Origin of the sequence: Alteromonas macleodii ATCC 27126 (assembly GCF_000172635.2) — a bacterium.
Taxonomy (GTDB): Bacteria; Pseudomonadota; Gammaproteobacteria; order Enterobacterales; family Alteromonadaceae; genus Alteromonas; species Alteromonas macleodii.
The window spans coordinates 4,405,113-4,421,694 of the sequence record NC_018632.1; the positions used below are offsets into that span (position 1 = coordinate 4,405,113).

At 45.6% G+C, this 16,582-nt stretch carries 17 protein-coding genes; 12 read left to right on the plus strand and 5 right to left on the minus strand.

Annotated elements, in window-relative coordinates; genetic code table 11:
- The 4 genes from accB (at window position 1) to MASE_RS18770 (ending at window position 3,813) form a co-directional block, all read left to right on the plus strand.
- Window positions 1–465, plus strand: a complete 465-nt coding sequence (gene accB / locus MASE_RS18755; protein ID WP_014951276.1) for an acetyl-CoA carboxylase biotin carboxyl carrier protein — start codon at window positions 1–3, stop codon at window positions 463–465.
- A gap of 14 nt (window positions 466–479) precedes the next feature.
- Entirely contained in the window at window positions 480–1,823 is a 1,344-nt protein-coding gene (accC, locus tag MASE_RS18760) for an acetyl-CoA carboxylase biotin carboxylase subunit (protein WP_014951277.1), read from the plus strand.
- Between the two features lie 354 nt (window positions 1,824–2,177).
- Complete coding sequence (locus MASE_RS18765) at window positions 2,178–3,122, plus strand: hypothetical protein (RefSeq protein WP_014951278.1); 945 nt, start codon at window positions 2,178–2,180, stop codon at window positions 3,120–3,122.
- 250 nt (window positions 3,123–3,372) lie between these two features.
- Complete coding sequence (locus MASE_RS18770; RefSeq protein ID WP_014951279.1) at window positions 3,373–3,813, plus strand: hypothetical protein; 441 nt, start codon at window positions 3,373–3,375, stop codon at window positions 3,811–3,813.
- Window positions 3,814–3,865: 52 nt separating this feature from the next.
- On the opposite strand, the gene MASE_RS18775 is transcribed toward MASE_RS18770, so the two are convergent.
- From MASE_RS18775 to MASE_RS18785, 3 genes are all read right to left on the minus strand, one after another.
- On the minus strand, window positions 3,866–4,129 hold the full coding sequence (locus MASE_RS18775) for a TIGR03643 family protein (RefSeq protein WP_014951280.1): 264 nt from the start codon (window positions 4,127–4,129) through the stop codon (window positions 3,866–3,868).
- A 102-nt stretch (window positions 4,130–4,231) separates the two neighbouring features.
- Entirely contained in the window at window positions 4,232–6,367 is a 2,136-nt protein-coding gene (locus MASE_RS18780; protein WP_014951281.1) for an exonuclease domain-containing protein, read from the minus strand.
- 117 nt (window positions 6,368–6,484) lie between these two features.
- Window positions 6,485–6,772 carry a hypothetical protein gene (locus MASE_RS18785; RefSeq protein ID WP_230598863.1) on the minus strand — a complete coding sequence of 96 codons (288 nt, stop codon included), beginning with the start codon at window positions 6,770–6,772 and terminating at the stop codon, window positions 6,485–6,487.
- Window positions 6,773–6,958: 186 nt separating this feature from the next.
- Here MASE_RS18785 and MASE_RS18790 point away from each other — a divergent pair, with 186 nt between their 5' ends.
- The 3 genes from MASE_RS18790 (at window position 6,959) to MASE_RS18800 (ending at window position 8,288) form a co-directional block, all read left to right on the plus strand.
- Complete coding sequence (locus tag MASE_RS18790; protein ID WP_014951283.1) at window positions 6,959–7,150, plus strand: zinc ribbon domain-containing protein; 192 nt, start codon at window positions 6,959–6,961, stop codon at window positions 7,148–7,150.
- Window positions 7,143–7,772, plus strand: coding sequence for a flavin reductase family protein (locus MASE_RS18795; RefSeq protein WP_014951284.1), 630 nt, complete (start codon window positions 7,143–7,145; stop codon window positions 7,770–7,772). The genes MASE_RS18790 and MASE_RS18795 overlap by 8 nt, the downstream gene beginning before the upstream one ends.
- Window positions 7,773–7,994: 222 nt before the next feature.
- Window positions 7,995–8,288, plus strand: a complete 294-nt coding sequence (locus MASE_RS18800) for a high-potential iron-sulfur protein (RefSeq protein WP_014951285.1) — start codon at window positions 7,995–7,997, stop codon at window positions 8,286–8,288.
- 98 nt (window positions 8,289–8,386) lie between these two features.
- On the opposite strand, the gene MASE_RS18805 is transcribed toward MASE_RS18800, so the two are convergent.
- Window positions 8,387–10,006, minus strand: coding sequence for an amidase (locus MASE_RS18805; protein WP_014951286.1), 1,620 nt, complete (start codon window positions 10,004–10,006; stop codon window positions 8,387–8,389).
- Window positions 10,007–10,135: 129 nt separating this feature from the next.
- Window positions 10,136–10,897 carry a substrate-binding periplasmic protein gene (locus MASE_RS18810; protein WP_014951287.1) on the minus strand — a complete coding sequence of 254 codons (762 nt, stop codon included), beginning with the start codon at window positions 10,895–10,897 and terminating at the stop codon, window positions 10,136–10,138.
- Between the two features lie 291 nt (window positions 10,898–11,188).
- Between MASE_RS18810 and prmA the strand changes: the two genes are divergently transcribed.
- From prmA to MASE_RS18835, 5 genes are all read left to right on the plus strand, one after another.
- On the plus strand, window positions 11,189–12,067 hold the full coding sequence (gene prmA, locus MASE_RS18815; protein ID WP_014951288.1) for a 50S ribosomal protein L11 methyltransferase: 879 nt from the start codon (window positions 11,189–11,191) through the stop codon (window positions 12,065–12,067).
- A 369-nt stretch (window positions 12,068–12,436) separates the two neighbouring features.
- Complete coding sequence (dusB, locus tag MASE_RS18820) at window positions 12,437–13,435, plus strand: tRNA dihydrouridine synthase DusB (RefSeq protein ID WP_014951289.1); 999 nt, start codon at window positions 12,437–12,439, stop codon at window positions 13,433–13,435.
- Window positions 13,436–13,465: 30 nt separating this feature from the next.
- Complete coding sequence (gene fis, locus MASE_RS18825) at window positions 13,466–13,759, plus strand: DNA-binding transcriptional regulator Fis (RefSeq protein ID WP_012520109.1); 294 nt, start codon at window positions 13,466–13,468, stop codon at window positions 13,757–13,759.
- An 82-nt stretch (window positions 13,760–13,841) separates the two neighbouring features.
- Entirely contained in the window at window positions 13,842–15,440 is a 1,599-nt protein-coding gene (purH, locus tag MASE_RS18830; RefSeq protein WP_014951290.1) for a bifunctional phosphoribosylaminoimidazolecarboxamide formyltransferase/IMP cyclohydrolase, read from the plus strand.
- Window positions 15,441–15,751: 311 nt separating this feature from the next.
- Window positions 15,752–16,567, plus strand: a complete 816-nt coding sequence (locus MASE_RS18835) for a class I SAM-dependent methyltransferase (RefSeq protein ID WP_014951291.1) — start codon at window positions 15,752–15,754, stop codon at window positions 16,565–16,567.
- Window positions 16,568–16,582 lie beyond the last annotated feature (15 nt).

The following is a 16,582-nucleotide window of genomic DNA, read 5'->3' on the forward strand; positions in this document are numbered from 1 at the left end:
ATGGATATTAGAAAGATTAAAAAACTCATCGAACTAGTGGAAGAATCTGGCATTGCCGAGCTAGAAATCACTGAAGGCGAAGAGTCTGTACGCATCCACCGTGGCCCAACGGGTGTTCAAGCGCCAATGAACTACAGCTTTGCAGCACCAGCTGCACCGCAAATGGCACCTGCTCCAGCGGCGGCCGCTACCACTGCTTCTGAAGCACCAGCAGAGCCAGCTCAGCCAGAAGGTCACGTTGTTAAGTCTCCAATGGTAGGTACGTTCTACCGTGCATCTTCACCAACGGCAAAAGCATTTGCAGAAGTGGGTCAGCAAGTGAAAGTTGGCGACACGCTTTGTATCGTTGAAGCGATGAAGATGATGAACCAAATTGAAGCAGATAAAGCCGGTGTGGTTAAGGCAATCTTGGTTGAAAACCAAGACCCTGTAGAATTTGACCAGCCAATGTTCATCATTGAATAAGCGAGTGCTTAACTATGCTAGATAAAGTACTTATTGCTAACCGTGGTGAGATTGCCCTGCGTATTTTGAGAGCCTGTAAAGAACTAGGCATCAAAACCGTAGCAGTGCACTCTACTGCGGATAAAAACTTGAAGCACGTGTTGCTGGCTGACGAATCAATTTGTATTGGTAAAGCATCAGCAACCGAAAGCTACCTGAACATTCCTCGCATTATTGCTGCTGCAGAAGTCACTAACTCTATTGCTATTCACCCAGGTTACGGTTTCCTAGCGGAAAACGCAGACTTTGCTGAAGCGGTAGAAAAAAGCGGCTTTATTTTCATTGGCCCTAAAGCTGAAACTATCAACCTTATGGGTGACAAAGTTTCTGCTATCAACGCCATGAAAAAGGCAGGCGTACCGTGTGTACCCGGTTCCGACGGCCCGCTAACTGACGACGTAGAGCGCAACAAAGCCATTGCTAAGCGCATTGGTTACCCAATCATCGTTAAAGCTGCGGGCGGCGGCGGTGGTCGTGGTATGCGCGTGGTGCGCAGCGAAGCTGAGTTGATTAAAGCCATTGAAACAACGCAAGCGGAAGCTGGTGCTGCATTTGGTAACTCAACGGTTTACATGGAAAAATTCCTTGAGAACCCACGTCACGTTGAAATTCAGGTATTAGCCGATGGCCAAGGTAACGCCATTCACTTAGGTGAGCGTGACTGTTCAATGCAACGTCGCCACCAAAAAGTGGTTGAAGAAGCGCCTGCACCGGGTATTTCTGAGCAAATGCGCACCAAGATTGGCGATCGCTGCCGCAGAGCCTGTATTGAAATTGGCTACCGCGGAGCAGGTACATTCGAGTTCCTATATGAAAACGGCGAATTCTATTTCATTGAAATGAATACCCGTATTCAGGTAGAGCACCCAGTATCTGAAATGATCACAGGCGTTGACCTTATTAAAGAGCAGCTTCGCATTGCAGCCGGTCAGCCACTATCAATTGATCAGTCGCAAATTCAAATTCGTGGCCACGCTATTGAATGTCGAATTAACGCAGAAGATCCACAAACCTTCATTCCTAGCCCTGGTCCTATTGATATGTTCCATGCGCCAGGTGGTTTAGGTATTCGTTGGGAGTCGCATATTTACGCGGGCTACCACGTGCCTCCTTACTACGACTCAATGATTGGTAAGCTTATCACTTATGGTGAAAGCCGCGACGAAGCGATTGCTCGTATGCGCCACGCCCTTGAAGAGATTGTGGTTGAAGGAATTAAAACGAATATCCCTCTTCAGCGAGCCATTATGGCCGATGAAAACTTCTTCGCGGGTGGAACCAACATCCACTACCTAGAGAAGAAGCTAGGTTTAGCCTAATCCCCCCTTTGGGCTACACGCTGTTTTTTGTGTAGCCCAATTTTCTTTCTTCGCTATTCGCTATTCGCTATTCGCTATTCGCTATTCAGCACATTCTAATTTTCCGATTACTACAATCAATTTTTAACGATTTTCCTATTTAAAAACTGGTTCTATACTGCATACAAGTTTTAAGACATCTCCCTGAGTTTTAATGCTTTTGTGTGTTTTACCCTCATTGGAGTCCCACTCCACTTATTGCCGGCATCCCTGCCGGCTTTTTTTTGTATTTTTTTCCTTAAACCGCTATTCGTTGCGCTAAGTAATTAGATTTAATGTATAAACTACTTAATCATGTTGTTTAGGGTTAAACAGGTGCGAAATCCTTTTTTGTTTATTTTACCGCTGATAGCCATTGCAGGAACTAACGCGCAGGCAGAACAAATAGCGCCCACCTTCTCACAGAAGCTAGATATTCAGGTTCGTTACGATAATCGTTCCAACCGCCCGAGCCGCGAACAATATCGACTGCGTTACTATCCCTCTCTTGCCATCACTTCTGCGTGGTCAGTAAACAGCTTTGTGGTGACTGGCGATGACTTTTCATCAAGTCACAATACATTCGGCAGCGACAACACTGATTATCTCTACGCAAGGCGTCTGTACTTAAGGCATGAAACCGGTTCGGGGAAAACTGAGTTAGGTGTTATTCCAACTTACAAAGGGCGTGTTTCTTCCACCGGCTTGTCGAAAGATGGTTGGATAACGGGAGTACGTCACGTGAAGCAATTGCAAAACGACACCGCCATTGAAATAGTCGTTGGTCAACTTGCAAATGCTGAAGCATCTGAAGCCTTTAATATTGGCGGAGAGGATGAGTATTTCGAAATTGAATATTCGGCCAAGATGGGACAACGACATAGCTACGAAGCCAGTTTTGAAAGAATGCTGAACGGTACGTTTGCCCGGGCAGAATATCGATTACGTATTAATGAACAAGATACCGCGTTCATTGAATTAGTGCAGCGTACTGATGAAAGTGCTGCGAAAGTTGTAGTGGGCACCAGCGGTGAATTCGCTGCAAGCGCTTTTAACACATCATATCCTATCGAATATTTTGCTTACTATTCCTATATAGACAGTAGTTTTGGTGAGCGCGCTGAATTAATTGAAGACTTTCTAGGAACAGGTCACGGCGGCTCTCTGGAATTTAGTGGCGTGCTATCTGAGAAGCATGATGTTGAATGGTTTATAAGAGCTGATGTGGTAGATAGCGTCAGTCGATTACTGGCAGGAGTAAAACTCTCCTTCGATAGTTGAATGAAACGAAGCGCCTACTCCACATAAAAAAGGCCCATCAAACGATGGGCCAAACAGCAAGAACGCGTACACACTTTAACAGTGCATAATAAGTTACGGCTTGTCGCCATTGTGAGTTCAATTGCCGCAGATTACGTATTTTTAATCTCTTGAGCTTTAAACTTAAAGTTGAGTTTATTAAACTTTAGTCTAATGAAGCGCTAAAGCTCGTACTGTTTAACTCTAATAATCGTAATTTGAAGGTGTTCTTGTGCCCAGCCGTTACGCTCAGTTCAAAGAAAAACTTCCCATTTCCCGACTCTCCGATGAAGCGCTGCTTGCGTTTCGCGTCCTTTTTGATGATCCTCTCGATATCGTAGACTTAGCGCAAGATATATCTGACTTAACGCTTTACCCGGAACGGCTGAAAGACAGTTATAGAAAGGAGTGGGAAGCCTACGTGCTAAAGGCACTGGCGTTTGAGATCAAACAACATACAGACGTTTCTCCTGCAGAGTTCATTGAGCTTGTCATGAACAAGGTAGAAGCGATTCAGCAAAATAACGACACCTATCAAAATCTATTGCGTCAGGTTCGCCACGCTAAGAGTATTCTGCAATCAGAAAACACGGTCGTTTTTCCTACCCCCATGCGTCAGCAGTTGACTGCGTTTCTTTTGCCGATTACTACTATTTCGCCTCCCAAAAAATAAAGGCAGCGACAACGTAAGGCAGTTCCGCTTCTATAGGAAAGGTTTCTACACGCTACTTATTAGCGCCTTTAAATTTGTACTGAGAGGGGCAGTATCCTCTGTCCACACCATCAGGGCGCAGGCTGGCATGTTTGGTTTTTCTACCCGACACGCGCTCTCGCCAGTTCTTGAAGGTTTTCTGTTTGAGATTTTTACGCATAAGCTTTATCACATCTTTTTCAGGCAGCCCGTATAAACGCTCTATTGCCTCGAAAGGCGTACGGTCTTCCCACGCCATTTCAATTACACGTGATTCTTGTTCTTCAGTTAATGCCATTTCTTACATCTCAATATGCGTGTTTAACCCCACTACATACTTATTTTCGGCTCATTTTGTTCAGTTCAACTACGCTAAAGTTCCAAACAATTAGTGGCCGACTTAAACGCTCACTTGCTCATCGTCTTTTTCAAACGCTAGCTTCAACAACTCGGCGGCGGCTTTCGCATCGCTCAGTGCGCGGTGATGCTGCTCCATTTCTATGTGAAAATGCTTTGTTAAGTTTGCCAGCGAGTAAGAAGGCAGCCCAGGATAGGTGCGACGCATTTCGCGAACGGTACACATTTTGGGTCGCCTGAAACTTTGCTCTAGTCTTGCAAACTCTTGCTTAATGAACCCGTAGTCAAAGTTTACGTTGTGAGCAACGAACACAGCGTCTTCGGTGAAATTTGCCACGTGCTCCGCTACTTCAGCAAAAAGCGGAGCATCTGCCACCATGTCATCCGAAATTCCAGTAAGGCGGGTAATGTTGCTAGGAATTCGGCGCTGCGGATTTAACAGGGTTTGAAACCTGTCTACCTCTTTCCCACCCACAAGTTTTACCATACCTATTTCGGTAATCCGGTTGTAGCTGCTGTTTCCTCCAGTGGTCTCTATATCTACCACAACATAAGGCTGTGCTGGGTCGCGTATCCATTTCACTGTTGTTACCGCAACGTCAAATCCAGCTTGCTGCAAACGTTGAATTGAAACCAGCTGATTTCGGCGAAGCTGATCGCCAGGCGCTTTGATTTCTTCAAAGCGAAGTGCGCCGTCAAATACCATGATATCGGGGAAGCCATCTCGGAGGCTCTCAAAGTCTTTGCACATCATGCGAAGTAAAGCATAAATCGAATCTAGCGAACCATGCTCAATTAGCGCTTCTATAGGCGTAAGCAAATGACTAGACCACATAAACAGGCTATTCACTTTGCCATAGTGCATCGTGGCCATTTTGTGAATATGAAAACGCAGTTTTTGTTTGCTATCAAGCGCCTGTAACAACGCTTCAATACTGTGTTCAAACTTGGCGTAAAAGTTATTCTGTTTAAGCGATAACGGCCTGCGATCAAACTCCGTAACCAGCGTGTCTTCTTCGTAAAGTTGCCTCCAAAAGGTAAGGCCGAACAAACTGCGCCACAATCGGTTTTCCGTGCGCCAGCCTTCAATGCCGTGCCTTGCATAATGCGCCAGCACACCACGCTCAACCTGTTGATTTTGGCTTACGTCAATATCCAGTGTACGGCTAGCATTGCGAAGCATGTCGGTAACCGTGCTGGTGCGTTTTTTGTGGTATTTACGGGCATAGAAATCTTCTGCAAATGCTAACAGCGTATCCGATTGCGGATTATCAATTATCTCTTCAAGGGTCTGTTTAACACTATTTTCATTTCCGTCCTTGTAGCTCTCTCTTAACCACTTTTCTTTGGCCTTATCGCTTTGCGCCGCTTTCAATACTTCTAGCCCTTTCGCTCTATCAAACATCAGCACTTTTAGACCTAGTGCATAGAGAAACTGGTCGCGATAAAAACAGGCCGACACACCTTCTGTAATGGGCAGTTCACCTTCGGCAATGGTAAGCAACATATCATCGTTATAAAAAGCTAACTGGCTGTAATGGTTGGCGTAAAACCATGACGCTTGGGCGTCGCTTTTAGTTTCAAAACGCGCCGTATCCGTTACGGAATCAGAACGGGTTCTCATTACGCCTAAATCGCGCATAGAAAACTGATTTAGGCGGCTTTTGGTGTTACCAAAATAGATAAACAGCAAATAGCGAAGTGCATCGTCGAACAAGCACACTAAGTAGTTATCTAGCGAAAAACGCTCTGGCCAGCCTCTAGCTTCGATATGTTCATTAAGCAACGTCACGAGTTTAGGCTTGGTGAGAGATGCGAGCCCCTGAATACTGCCGTATTCAGCAAGTAGCTCAAGCAGAGCATCTTTGGTCAAGACACCAGCGATGTCATTAAGCGAAGCGTGGGTAAGGTCACCAAACCAGCCGTTGTCGGTAAGCCAATCTATTTGCTCTTGTGGCACAGCGATTTCGCTATAATTGAACTGCGTCCTGTCAATCACTGCATACTTGCGATTTGCAGCGCGCACAACAATACACTGTTTGTCATCGTCTAACGCTTTAAAACGCCTAACAAAGTCAGTGGCTTCGTCACTTAGAAGCGCCCTGCTAGCACCCTCAAAGAACCCAAGGAACTCGTGAAAGTGTGTAAGGTAATAACGTGGCGGTAAATCTTTTCGCATGAGGTATCTTTGGCTATGAAAACACCAGCAGTGTATATTTATACAGCCACGCGAATCAAATTAAATCCTCCGCGATTGGGTATCACATCTGCTGCCAATAGTGCACAGCGTGTACTTTTACACGCGTACGCGCTGTTTAGACACCCAATGAAAGAACGAAGAAAGCTGCGCATCTGCCAATAAACGCTGCAAATTGAAGTAGTGTTTGGCTAACGTCATCTCATCATAAAATCGATGTATACCGCTGTGACATTGTCTGCAAATGTAAATGCCGTCCTGAAGCTCCGCTTTGCTAAAGTGCTTTTTAAAATAGGTACGCCTGTGCATTTTTCGCGGAATAAGATGATGGTAAGTAAGGCGAGTTTCTCTATTACAGCACGGGCATTGACCAACTTTATTTGCCACAAGGCCACCTTTTTCGTCTATCACATCTATTATTTGTGCACCCAGTTTTCTGATTACTCATAAGCGTCAAATGGCAGTCTTGCCCTTTTCTCTTAAAATCAGATACAAAGGGCGTGTCTAAAAGAAAATCCACTCGTCTTTGCATTACGTAACAAATAGCATTAGTGATTACAAAGGCATTTAAATATGAGTTTAACTCGTTCCATGAGCTTTTCCTGTCCTTACTGTATGGCCCCAAATGATGTTGAAATAGATGAAATTAACGATGTTGGCCAAGTACAGGTGCTCGACTGCCAAGTGTGTTGTCAGCCCATTGAACTTACTGCTTATCAGCACGGTGATGACATTCAGATAGAGGCAGAAAGAGAGAATGACTAAGCAGTTTACCCGCGGTGATATAGACGCCCTTGCACAGCGCTACCGCGCAAACCTAATTAATAGTTTGTCTGGTTTTAAATCGGCGACTTTGGTGGGTACAACAAACGGCGTTACAAACAATTTGGCTATAGTGAGCTCTATTGTTCATGTCGGTGCAAACCCGCCTCTCATTGGCATGATCATGCGTCCTCATACCGTCACGCGAGATACGTTGAGCAATATAAAACAGCAGGGCTTTTATACGCTAAATCACGTGGCTGTTGACTGGGTCGACAAAGCCCACCAAACATCAGCCCGCTATGCGCCAGATGAAAGTGAATTTGAAGCCGTTGGTTTAACCGCGCAGATCAGTGAGTCCTTCAGTGCGCCGTATGTCAAAGAAAGTGAAATTAAAATGGGCTTAAAAGTAGCACAGCATTTTACTTTGCTTAATGAAACCGAAATGGTTATCGGCGAAATCCAGGAGCTCTACGTTCCTGAGCAAATAATAGATTCAGACGGCTATGCAGATATAGAACAAGCGCAAACGGCCTGTATCTCAGGCCTAGACAGCTACCACAGCACACAACGAATTGCGCAATTTGCGTATGCAAAGCCCGATGTAAAGTTAACCGTGAAGTGAACTAATAAACTGTCCAACGGTCTTACATTCAATACTTAAGGTTGTAACTCTGAAGTTTATTTAATCTGGATCAAGCGAAAATGCGACATTTCGTTCGATCTTTTTTCAAAAAGAGATAGTATTTAAACATGAAACAAAACCTGCCTCTTTGGGCAGGTTTTTGCGTTTAAGGCACTGAATAAAAAAGAATCATTATCGTTTCTATCTCTTAAGGAGAATGTTATGAAATCTGTAAATCGCCGTGACTTTTTAAAGCTTTCTGGCTCGACAGTTATCGGTCTTACATTAGGTGGTGTAGCGTTACGTGCTCAGGCTCAAGAACAATTGAGCGCTGATGACCCTACTGCAAAAGCACTGAACTACACACCGTCGTCAACTGTTGAAGGTGCAAAATGCGCAAACTGCATGTATGTGCAGGGCGCCGATGGCGAACAACACCGCCCTTGTAACATTTTCCCTAATAAGCTTGTTAACGCTGATGGCTGGTGTAGCGCTTGGGTGAAAAAGCCTGGCTAACCAATCGAAAGAAAAGACGTTCAAAAGCCCTTGAGTTAAACCAAGGGCTTTTTTCGTTTCTGTTGAGGCGAAATACGATTATGTATCCTCATTTCCCGCTAGCGAACTACGTCAATTCCGTCTTCGATACCTTTTAGCGCTGGGTTGTCAAAACGTGTAGGCAGAAGGCCAGGCTTAATGAAGAAGCCGTGTTTTGCTTCAAAGACTCTACCTATTTTCAACACGCTTTCGTCTTGCCACTTTCCACCAATAAAGCTAATTCCCACAGGAAGATCTTTCACCTGTCCAGCGGGCACTGTGAGATGCGGATATCCTGCAATTGCGGCCAAATACCCGATACCGATAAAACCGACTGGCGAATGGTCACCATATACGCCGTCTATTAAAAAAGAAGGGCTGTTTGAGGGCGCAACTAGTACATCAACATTGTGCTTTGCTAATAACGTATCAATACCATTTTTGCCCGCCGTGTCTTGAATAAGGCGCAGTGCATTTTGATACTTTTCGCTGTCAATGGCTGCCGACGCGAGCGATTTTTCGAAAATGTCTTGATTGAATAACGCTAACTCGCGCTCTGTTTTGTTATTGAAATCGATAAGCTCAGACAAGTTCCTTGCAGGAAGCTCTGCTGGAGACCCCGACAAGTATTCGTTAATACTATGATGGAACTCACTCAGCAGAACATTATAGGAGTCTGCCCAAAATGAATCTGGCTGAGAGAAGTCACTGATGTCCACCAGCGTCGCGCCCGATGCTTTAAGCTGGTTCAACGCCTTTTCATAAACAGCCAGTACATGAGGGTTATCGCCTTGGCGGTACCTAACCACACCAATACGCTTGCCTTTTAAATCTGTAGCCAGCATTGAAGATGTTGGCATAGAAGGGCGGTGAGACTCAGCATCTAGTGTCGCGTTATCGCTTGCATCAGGGCCCGCCATGATTGCCGTCATTAGCCAGGCGTCTTGAACGTTAGACGTCATTGGTCCTGCGGTGTCCTGACTGAAAGAAATAGGCACTATGTGAGTTCTGGAAAGCAAGCCCACGGTTGGTTTAAAGCCGACTACCCCGTTTATGGATGCCGGACAAATAATAGAGCCATTGGTTTCGGTGCCCACGGCAAGTGACGCGAGGCGAAGCGACATGGCAGCGCCCGAGCCCGATGACGAGCCACAAGCACTTCTTGATAGCATATGGGGGTTTCGGGTAAGCCCTCCAACTGCACTCCAGCCGCTGATAGAGGATTCAGATCGAAAGTTTGCCCATTCAGACAAATTGGTTTTACCCAAAATAATTGCCCCTGCCGCTTTCAGTTTTTCTACGATAGGCGCATCGCGACCAGTGTCATTAGTAATAAGCGCCATTGAGCCGGCTGTGGTGGGCATCTCTGCACTTTCTATATTATCTTTTAGCAGTACGGGAATACCTGCCAGAGGGCCGAGCGTCTCGCCATTCGCTAGTTGTTTATCGATGGCCTTCGCTTCGGTCAGCGCGTTAGGATTCAACGCTAAGACGCTATTTACCTTTTCATCTAGCCGTTCGATTCGCGCAAGATAACCGCTAACGAGCTCAGCAGATGTCGTGTCGCCACTCGCAATAGCTTGCGCCTGAACGTGAGCAGGCTTATCTAACCATTGCTCAATCTTATCTGTATGATTTGCTTGAGACACGCATGCAGTGCATAGCACGACTACGGCCAGCAAAAAACCCTGTTTCAACATAAACCTTTCCTTAACGTATGATCCTAGCGCCTGTTACTCCTTCTTATTATGCAGCGTTTGACGGCAATAGAAGGTAACGTAATGTTAGTTTCTTATACGTTGAATCAGAAATAGTTCACTGTCTAAGAATTATTTTGCCGTTTCCGCAACGGGAAGCTTATGAAGGAGGTTATCGAGCTTATATTCATCAAGCAGTAACTGATACCGCCCATCTTCAATAAATAGCCGAAGGGTGGCGTTAAACTTGGCTCTAAGCGCTGGGTCGGGGATTGCAGCACTGTAAGGCGATATAGGAAAAAGCTCATGAAAGACGGTTGCGTCTTCGGCATAAGCACTGTTTGCAGATTTGAAGTAGTTGAAAATATTTCTATCGAGAATGGCAACATCGACACTGCCGCGCATCAGCATGTCCACTTGACGATCTTGTCGTGCCATTTCTATATAGGTAGTTTGCGATGCGAGAGTTCGCCCAAAGTCCTCACCTAATACCGATTGAGCGGTTTGAAAAGCAATGACGCTTTTACCTTTCAAATCGTCGATACTGTCTATCGTCAGTTCTCTGTCTGCCCGTGTTACCACGACGTTCTGATAGATAATATATGGCTCAGATAAAATGCTTTGATCGACTGTGTGTGCAGGATTAAGGGTAAGTCCAATGTCAACGGCGTCATCTTTTAATAACCTTGCCGTACGCCCGAAAGGAACATAAATAGGCGACAATCCATATCCCATTTCAGCAAGGATCGCCCGCACCAAGTCAACTTCAAAGCCGGTGTGCTCTTGTGAAATAACGTATGGAGGCTTGTTCCAGCCTACAACCACATCTAGCTCTTTCGCGCTAAGCGGTATGATAAAACACAGTAAACAAACAGCAGATAAAAGTGCGCGCATACAACAGATGAACCAGACTATAAATTAAACGATACCCTTCTCATAATATAAACTTATATTAGAATTTCACCAGTCGACAAAAGGTTAGTTTTTCTCGAGGCTTACGTAATCAATTGAGCAGCCAAGTTTTATTGAGTACGTGAGAGCCTGTTGAAAACCAAAGTGGTTAGATTTGATCATGCCTCTGTAAGCATCGCGTTCTCATTTACTGAAAGCTTTTCGCTTGCCTGCATTTTGTTTACTGCCAAGCAAAGGTACAATAAAGCGCAAAGGTCTCAATGAACGATAACTATGGCTTGGCTACAACTTCGAATTAATACCTCCTCTGAACATGCAGAATCAATAGGCGACATGCTAACGGCCAACGGCTCACAAGCAGTGACCTATGTGGATGCGAAAGACACCCCTATGTACGAGCCCAAGCCGGGTGAAGTGTTACTGTGGCCCGATACACAAGTCGTCGGCTTATTTGAAGCTGATGCCGATATGAAAAGCATCCTTCAGCGCTTGGGTAAAGCCAAAGTCTTAGGCCCTGATTTTAAATATAAGCTTGAGCCACTTGAAGACAAAGACTGGGAGCGAGAGTGGATGGATAACTTCCATCCCATGCAATTTGGCGAGCGCTTGTGGATATGCCCAAGCTGGCGCGATGTTCCCGATCCAAACGCCGTTAACGTAATGCTAGATCCTGGGCTTGCCTTTGGTACTGGCACGCACCCTACCACAGCGCTTTGCTTGCGCTGGCTAGACGGCATAGATATGACAGATAAAACCGTTGTCGATTTTGGCTGTGGCTCTGGAATATTAGCGCTGGCTGCGTTGAAATTGGGTGCTAAACGCGTCATCGGCATTGATATCGACCCACAAGCGCTACAAGCAACAAAAGAAAATGCACGACGCAACGGCGTTGAAGACCGTTTGGATGTATACCTTCCTGAAGACCAGCCTGAGCTTGAAGCCGATGTCGTGATGGCGAACATCTTGTCAGGTCCATTACTAGAACTTCAAAGCGTGATTACAAATTACTGCAAATCAGGCGGTTTGTTAGTTCTTTCTGGCATTTTGGCGGAGCAAGTTACGCGCATAGAAGAAGCGTACGCTCAAGATATTACACTTGAACCCAGTGCAATAGATGGCGAATGGGCGAGAGTGTCGGGCAAAAAACACTAAGTTTGAGCGATAAACCGACCAGTCGGTGAATATTACGCCCAGTTAGAATAGTGTGTTTTCGGTCAACCACCTCAAAATTGCGACGAAAATTTGTACGAAAAAGCACGTTACCGCCTAATTAATTGTTAATTTTTTCACATTACAGCCCTTTCAAATCGGGGGCTGTAAGACTTTCGTACAATATTTAAACTAAAAATCGACGTTAGCTTACTAATGTGACAGATTTTTTTCACTGTCAAGACCACGGAGTGAAATTTTGTGCGATTTTTAGCCTTTTCAAGCCTTGCGAAAACACGTACACTTAGCGCCCCGTTTTAGCCGGGTGTATATTTTCTGTGCAGTTTTAGATGGCGAGCTATACATTTTACAATGCGAATTGGACCTTACGAGTTAGAAAACAATTTGATGTTGGCCCCCATGGCTGGCGTAACAGACAGACCGTTTCGCCAACTTTGTAAGCGCTTAGGTGCAGGGCTTGTTGTTTCAGAAATGCTTTCGAGTAATCCGAAAGTTTGGAACACAGCTAAATCACAAGCGCGAATGAATCATGAGGGTGAAGAAGGCATTCGCTCTGTACAGATAGCTGGGGCTGATCCTGAGCTTATGGCTCAAGCAGCACAATTTAATGTTGAGAACGGTGCGCAAATCATCGATATCAACATGGGTTGTCCTGCTAAAAAGGTCAATAAGAAGCTAGCAGGTTCTGCATTGCTTCAATACCCTGACACAGTGGAAGCGATTATTAAAGCAGTAGTTAATGCTGTTGATGTACCCGTGACACTAAAAATTCGTACCGGCTGGAACCCAGAAAATCGCAATGGGGTAGAGATTGCCCGCATTGCAGAGCAAAACGGCATACAGTCGCTTGCTGTTCACGGCAGAACACGAGCTTGTATGTATAAAGGAGAAGCTGAATACAGCACCATACGTCAAATAAAGGCGGCAATTTCAATTCCTGTTATTGCAAATGGTGATATTACTTCTCCAGAGAAAGCACAAGAGGTGCTGAATTACACCGGTGCAGATGGCGTAATGATAGGTCGCGGCGCGCAAGGTAAACCTTGGATATTTAAGCAAATCCAACATTATCTTGAAACGGGCGAGAACCTACCAGCACCGCCGCTGTCAGAGTTATATGAACTCTTGCATGAGCACGTAGCCAATGTGCAGGACTTTTATGGCGACATAGCCGGTGTGAGAATTGCCCGTAAGCACGTGGGCTGGTATCTCGCGGAGCACGATACGGATCGTCAGTTTCGTAAAACGTTTAACGCTATCGATGATGCGAATGAGCAACTCGATGCACTAAATGCATATTTTCAAGCGCTGCAGACACGAGAAACCCGACAGATTTCTCCCGCAGCATAGTGATGACTAACTTAAGAGCAACACAGTATTATGTTCGATCAAAACGTGACTTCACCTTTTACTACTACAGTAACTACGCCTTCACAAACGCAAGCTCAAAAGCCACTGCGTGACTCTGTAAAGCAAGCGGTTAATAAGTACCTTAAGCAACTGGATAACGCAAACATCGATAACCTGTACGAAATGGTACTGGCTGAAGTTGAAGCGCCGCTGCTAGAAGAAGTCATGACTTACACACGCGGCAATCAAACCCGCGCTGCCATCATGATGGGCATCAACCGTGGCACACTTCGCAAGAAGCTTAAGCAATACGGCATGAACTAAGATTCCAAGGGCTTTGCCCACCAAAGAGCACCAATCGGTGCTCTTTTTGTTTCAACACTACAACATTAGAAACTTAAAATTTATGCAAACACCAAAACCAATTAAACGTGCTCTCCTTAGTGTCTCTGATAAAACCGGTATCCTCGATTTCGCGACAGCGCTGCATAACGCTGGCGTAGAACTTCTGTCGACGGGCGGTACTGCTAAACTTCTCGCTGACGCTGGCTTACCTGTTAAAGAAGTGTCTGATCACACAGGTCACCCAGAAATTATGGCTGGCCGCGTTAAAACCCTTCACCCGAAAATTCATGGCGGTATCCTTGGTCGTCGCGGTACCGATGAAGCAGTGATGGAAGAACACAGCATTGCGCCTATCGATCTTGTGGTGGTTAACCTTTACCCGTTTGCTGCTACCGTGGCAAACGAAGACTGTACGCTAGAAGATGCGATTGAAAATATTGATATCGGTGGGCCAACGATGGTTCGCGCTGCAGCGAAAAACCATAAAGATGTCACTATTGTTGTTAATGCGGCGGACTACTCTCGCGTGCTTGCAGAGATGAACGACAACAATGGCTCGTTAACGTACAACACCCGTTTTGACCTTGCGATTAAAGCGTTTGAACATACGGCCGAATACGACGGCATGATTGCAAACTACTTTGGTGCTCGTTTAGACAGCACAGGTTGTGAAGCAGACTGTGACCACCAGCACAGTGAATTCCCACGTACCTACAACATGCAGCTTACTAAGAAGCAAGACCTTCGCTATGGAGAAAATAGCCACCAAGAAGCGGCATTCTATGTTGAAAACAATGTTCAAGAAGCGTCTGTGGCTACCGCTACTCAGCTTCAGGGTAAAGAACTGTCATTCAACAACATTGCTGACACGGATGCGGCGCTTGAGTGCGTAAAAGAATTCGAAGAGCCAGCATGTGTAATTGTTAAGCACGCTAACCCATGTGGTGTGGCCATTGGCAATGATATTTTAAGTGCCTACGACCGTGCGTTTAAAACTGACCCAACGTCAGCATTTGGCGGAATTATCGCGTTTAACCGCGAGCTTGATGCGGAAACGGCGCAAGCGATTGTTGACCGTCAATTTGTGGAAGTCATTATTGCGCCGACAGTAAGCGATGAAGCGAAAGAAGTAGTAAGTGCGAAGAAAAACGTACGTCTTCTAGCATGTGGTGACTGGGCTGGTCAGTTAACTGAAGGTTATGACTTTAAGCGCGTAAACGGCGGTTTATTAGTACAAGAGCGCGACTTCGGCATGGTTGAAATGGAAGACCTAGAAGTTGTGACTAAGCGTAAGCCAAGCGAAGATGAACTACGCGACCTTATGTTCTGCTGGAAGGTAGCAAAATACGTTAAGTCTAACGCGATTGTTTACTGCAAAGACGGTATGACGGTAGGCGTGGGCGCAGGCCAAATGAGCCGTGTTTACTCTGCAAAAATTGCGGGTATTAAAGCAGCTGATGAGAACCTTGAAGTTGCAGGCTCTGTAATGGCGTCTGATGCATTCTTTCCATTCCGCGACGGTATCGACGCTGCGGCTGAAGCAGGTATTAAAGCAGTAATTCAGCCAGGCGGCTCTATGCGCGACCAGGAAGTCATTGATGCCGCTGACGAGCACGGCATTGCCATGGTGTTCACGGGTATGCGCCACTTCCGTCACTAATAAGTATTTACGCAATACCTTTTAGTGCAGGCTTAGTGAGGGACACCAACACCTAAGTTAAACACGCAGTAAAGTGGCATTTAGTGGCTTTACTGTGTGTTTGTTATTTTTCCTTAACCCTTTTAAATACGCAGACTCGAGGTCATTTGCTTGGTTGTAGTGAAATCTCATCGAAGCGACAGAGTTGCGAATTATTCTGCTAAGGCGTAAGTGCAAATAGGGGTTAGCTGATAGGCTTGATCTGACCCGTGGTAATTTGTAGTAATAGTGTTATGTTATTCGCCTACCCTCGACAGAAAAAGGAAATAAGAATGAAAAAGTTAGCCCAATATGTGTTAGCCGCAACCCTAGGTGTAAGTGCTACTTATGCCAGCGCAGATGCGATTTCTGCTGCCGCAATGAGCGATATCCGCTCTGCTAGTGCAAAAGTACGCGATGAGTACCGTAATCCTCAGCAAACACTGCGCTTTTTTGGCCTTACCCCAGACATGACTGTGGTAGAAATCTCTCCAGGTGGTGGTTGGTACGCCGACATCCTTTATTCTGTTGTAAAAGATAACGGTAAGTATGTAGCTGCTCACTTTTACGTTGATGATGAAACCAGCGGTTACTTTAAAAAATCGGTGGAAGGCTTCAAAGAAAAAATGAAGCCGGGCATGAAGTACGAAGGTGCTGAGCTTACTGCATTCGACCCAATCAAAGCGTTAGATATTAGCGACGCAGGTAGTGCCGATATGGTGCTGACGTTTCGCAACGTACACAACTGGTATATGCGTCACGGTGACGAGGGTATCGACAATGCATTTGGCGCATTTTTCAAAGCGCTTAAGCCAGGTGGCGTACTGGGCGTAGTGGAACATGAGCTTCCTGAAAGCGCAGATGATGAAGCAATGAAGAAAAGTGGCTACATGAAGCGTTCTTACGTTGTGGCTGCCGCCGAAAAAGCAGGCTTTGTGCTTGAAGCAAGCAGCGATGTCAACGCCAACCCAATGGATACTGCCGACCACCCGAAAGGTGTGTGGACGCTACCTCCACGTTTGGCGCTAGATGATCAAGATCGCGAAAAATACATGGCGATTGGCGAGAGCAATCGCATGACGCTAAAATTCACCAAACCAAAATCATAAAATTAAACACTCAAA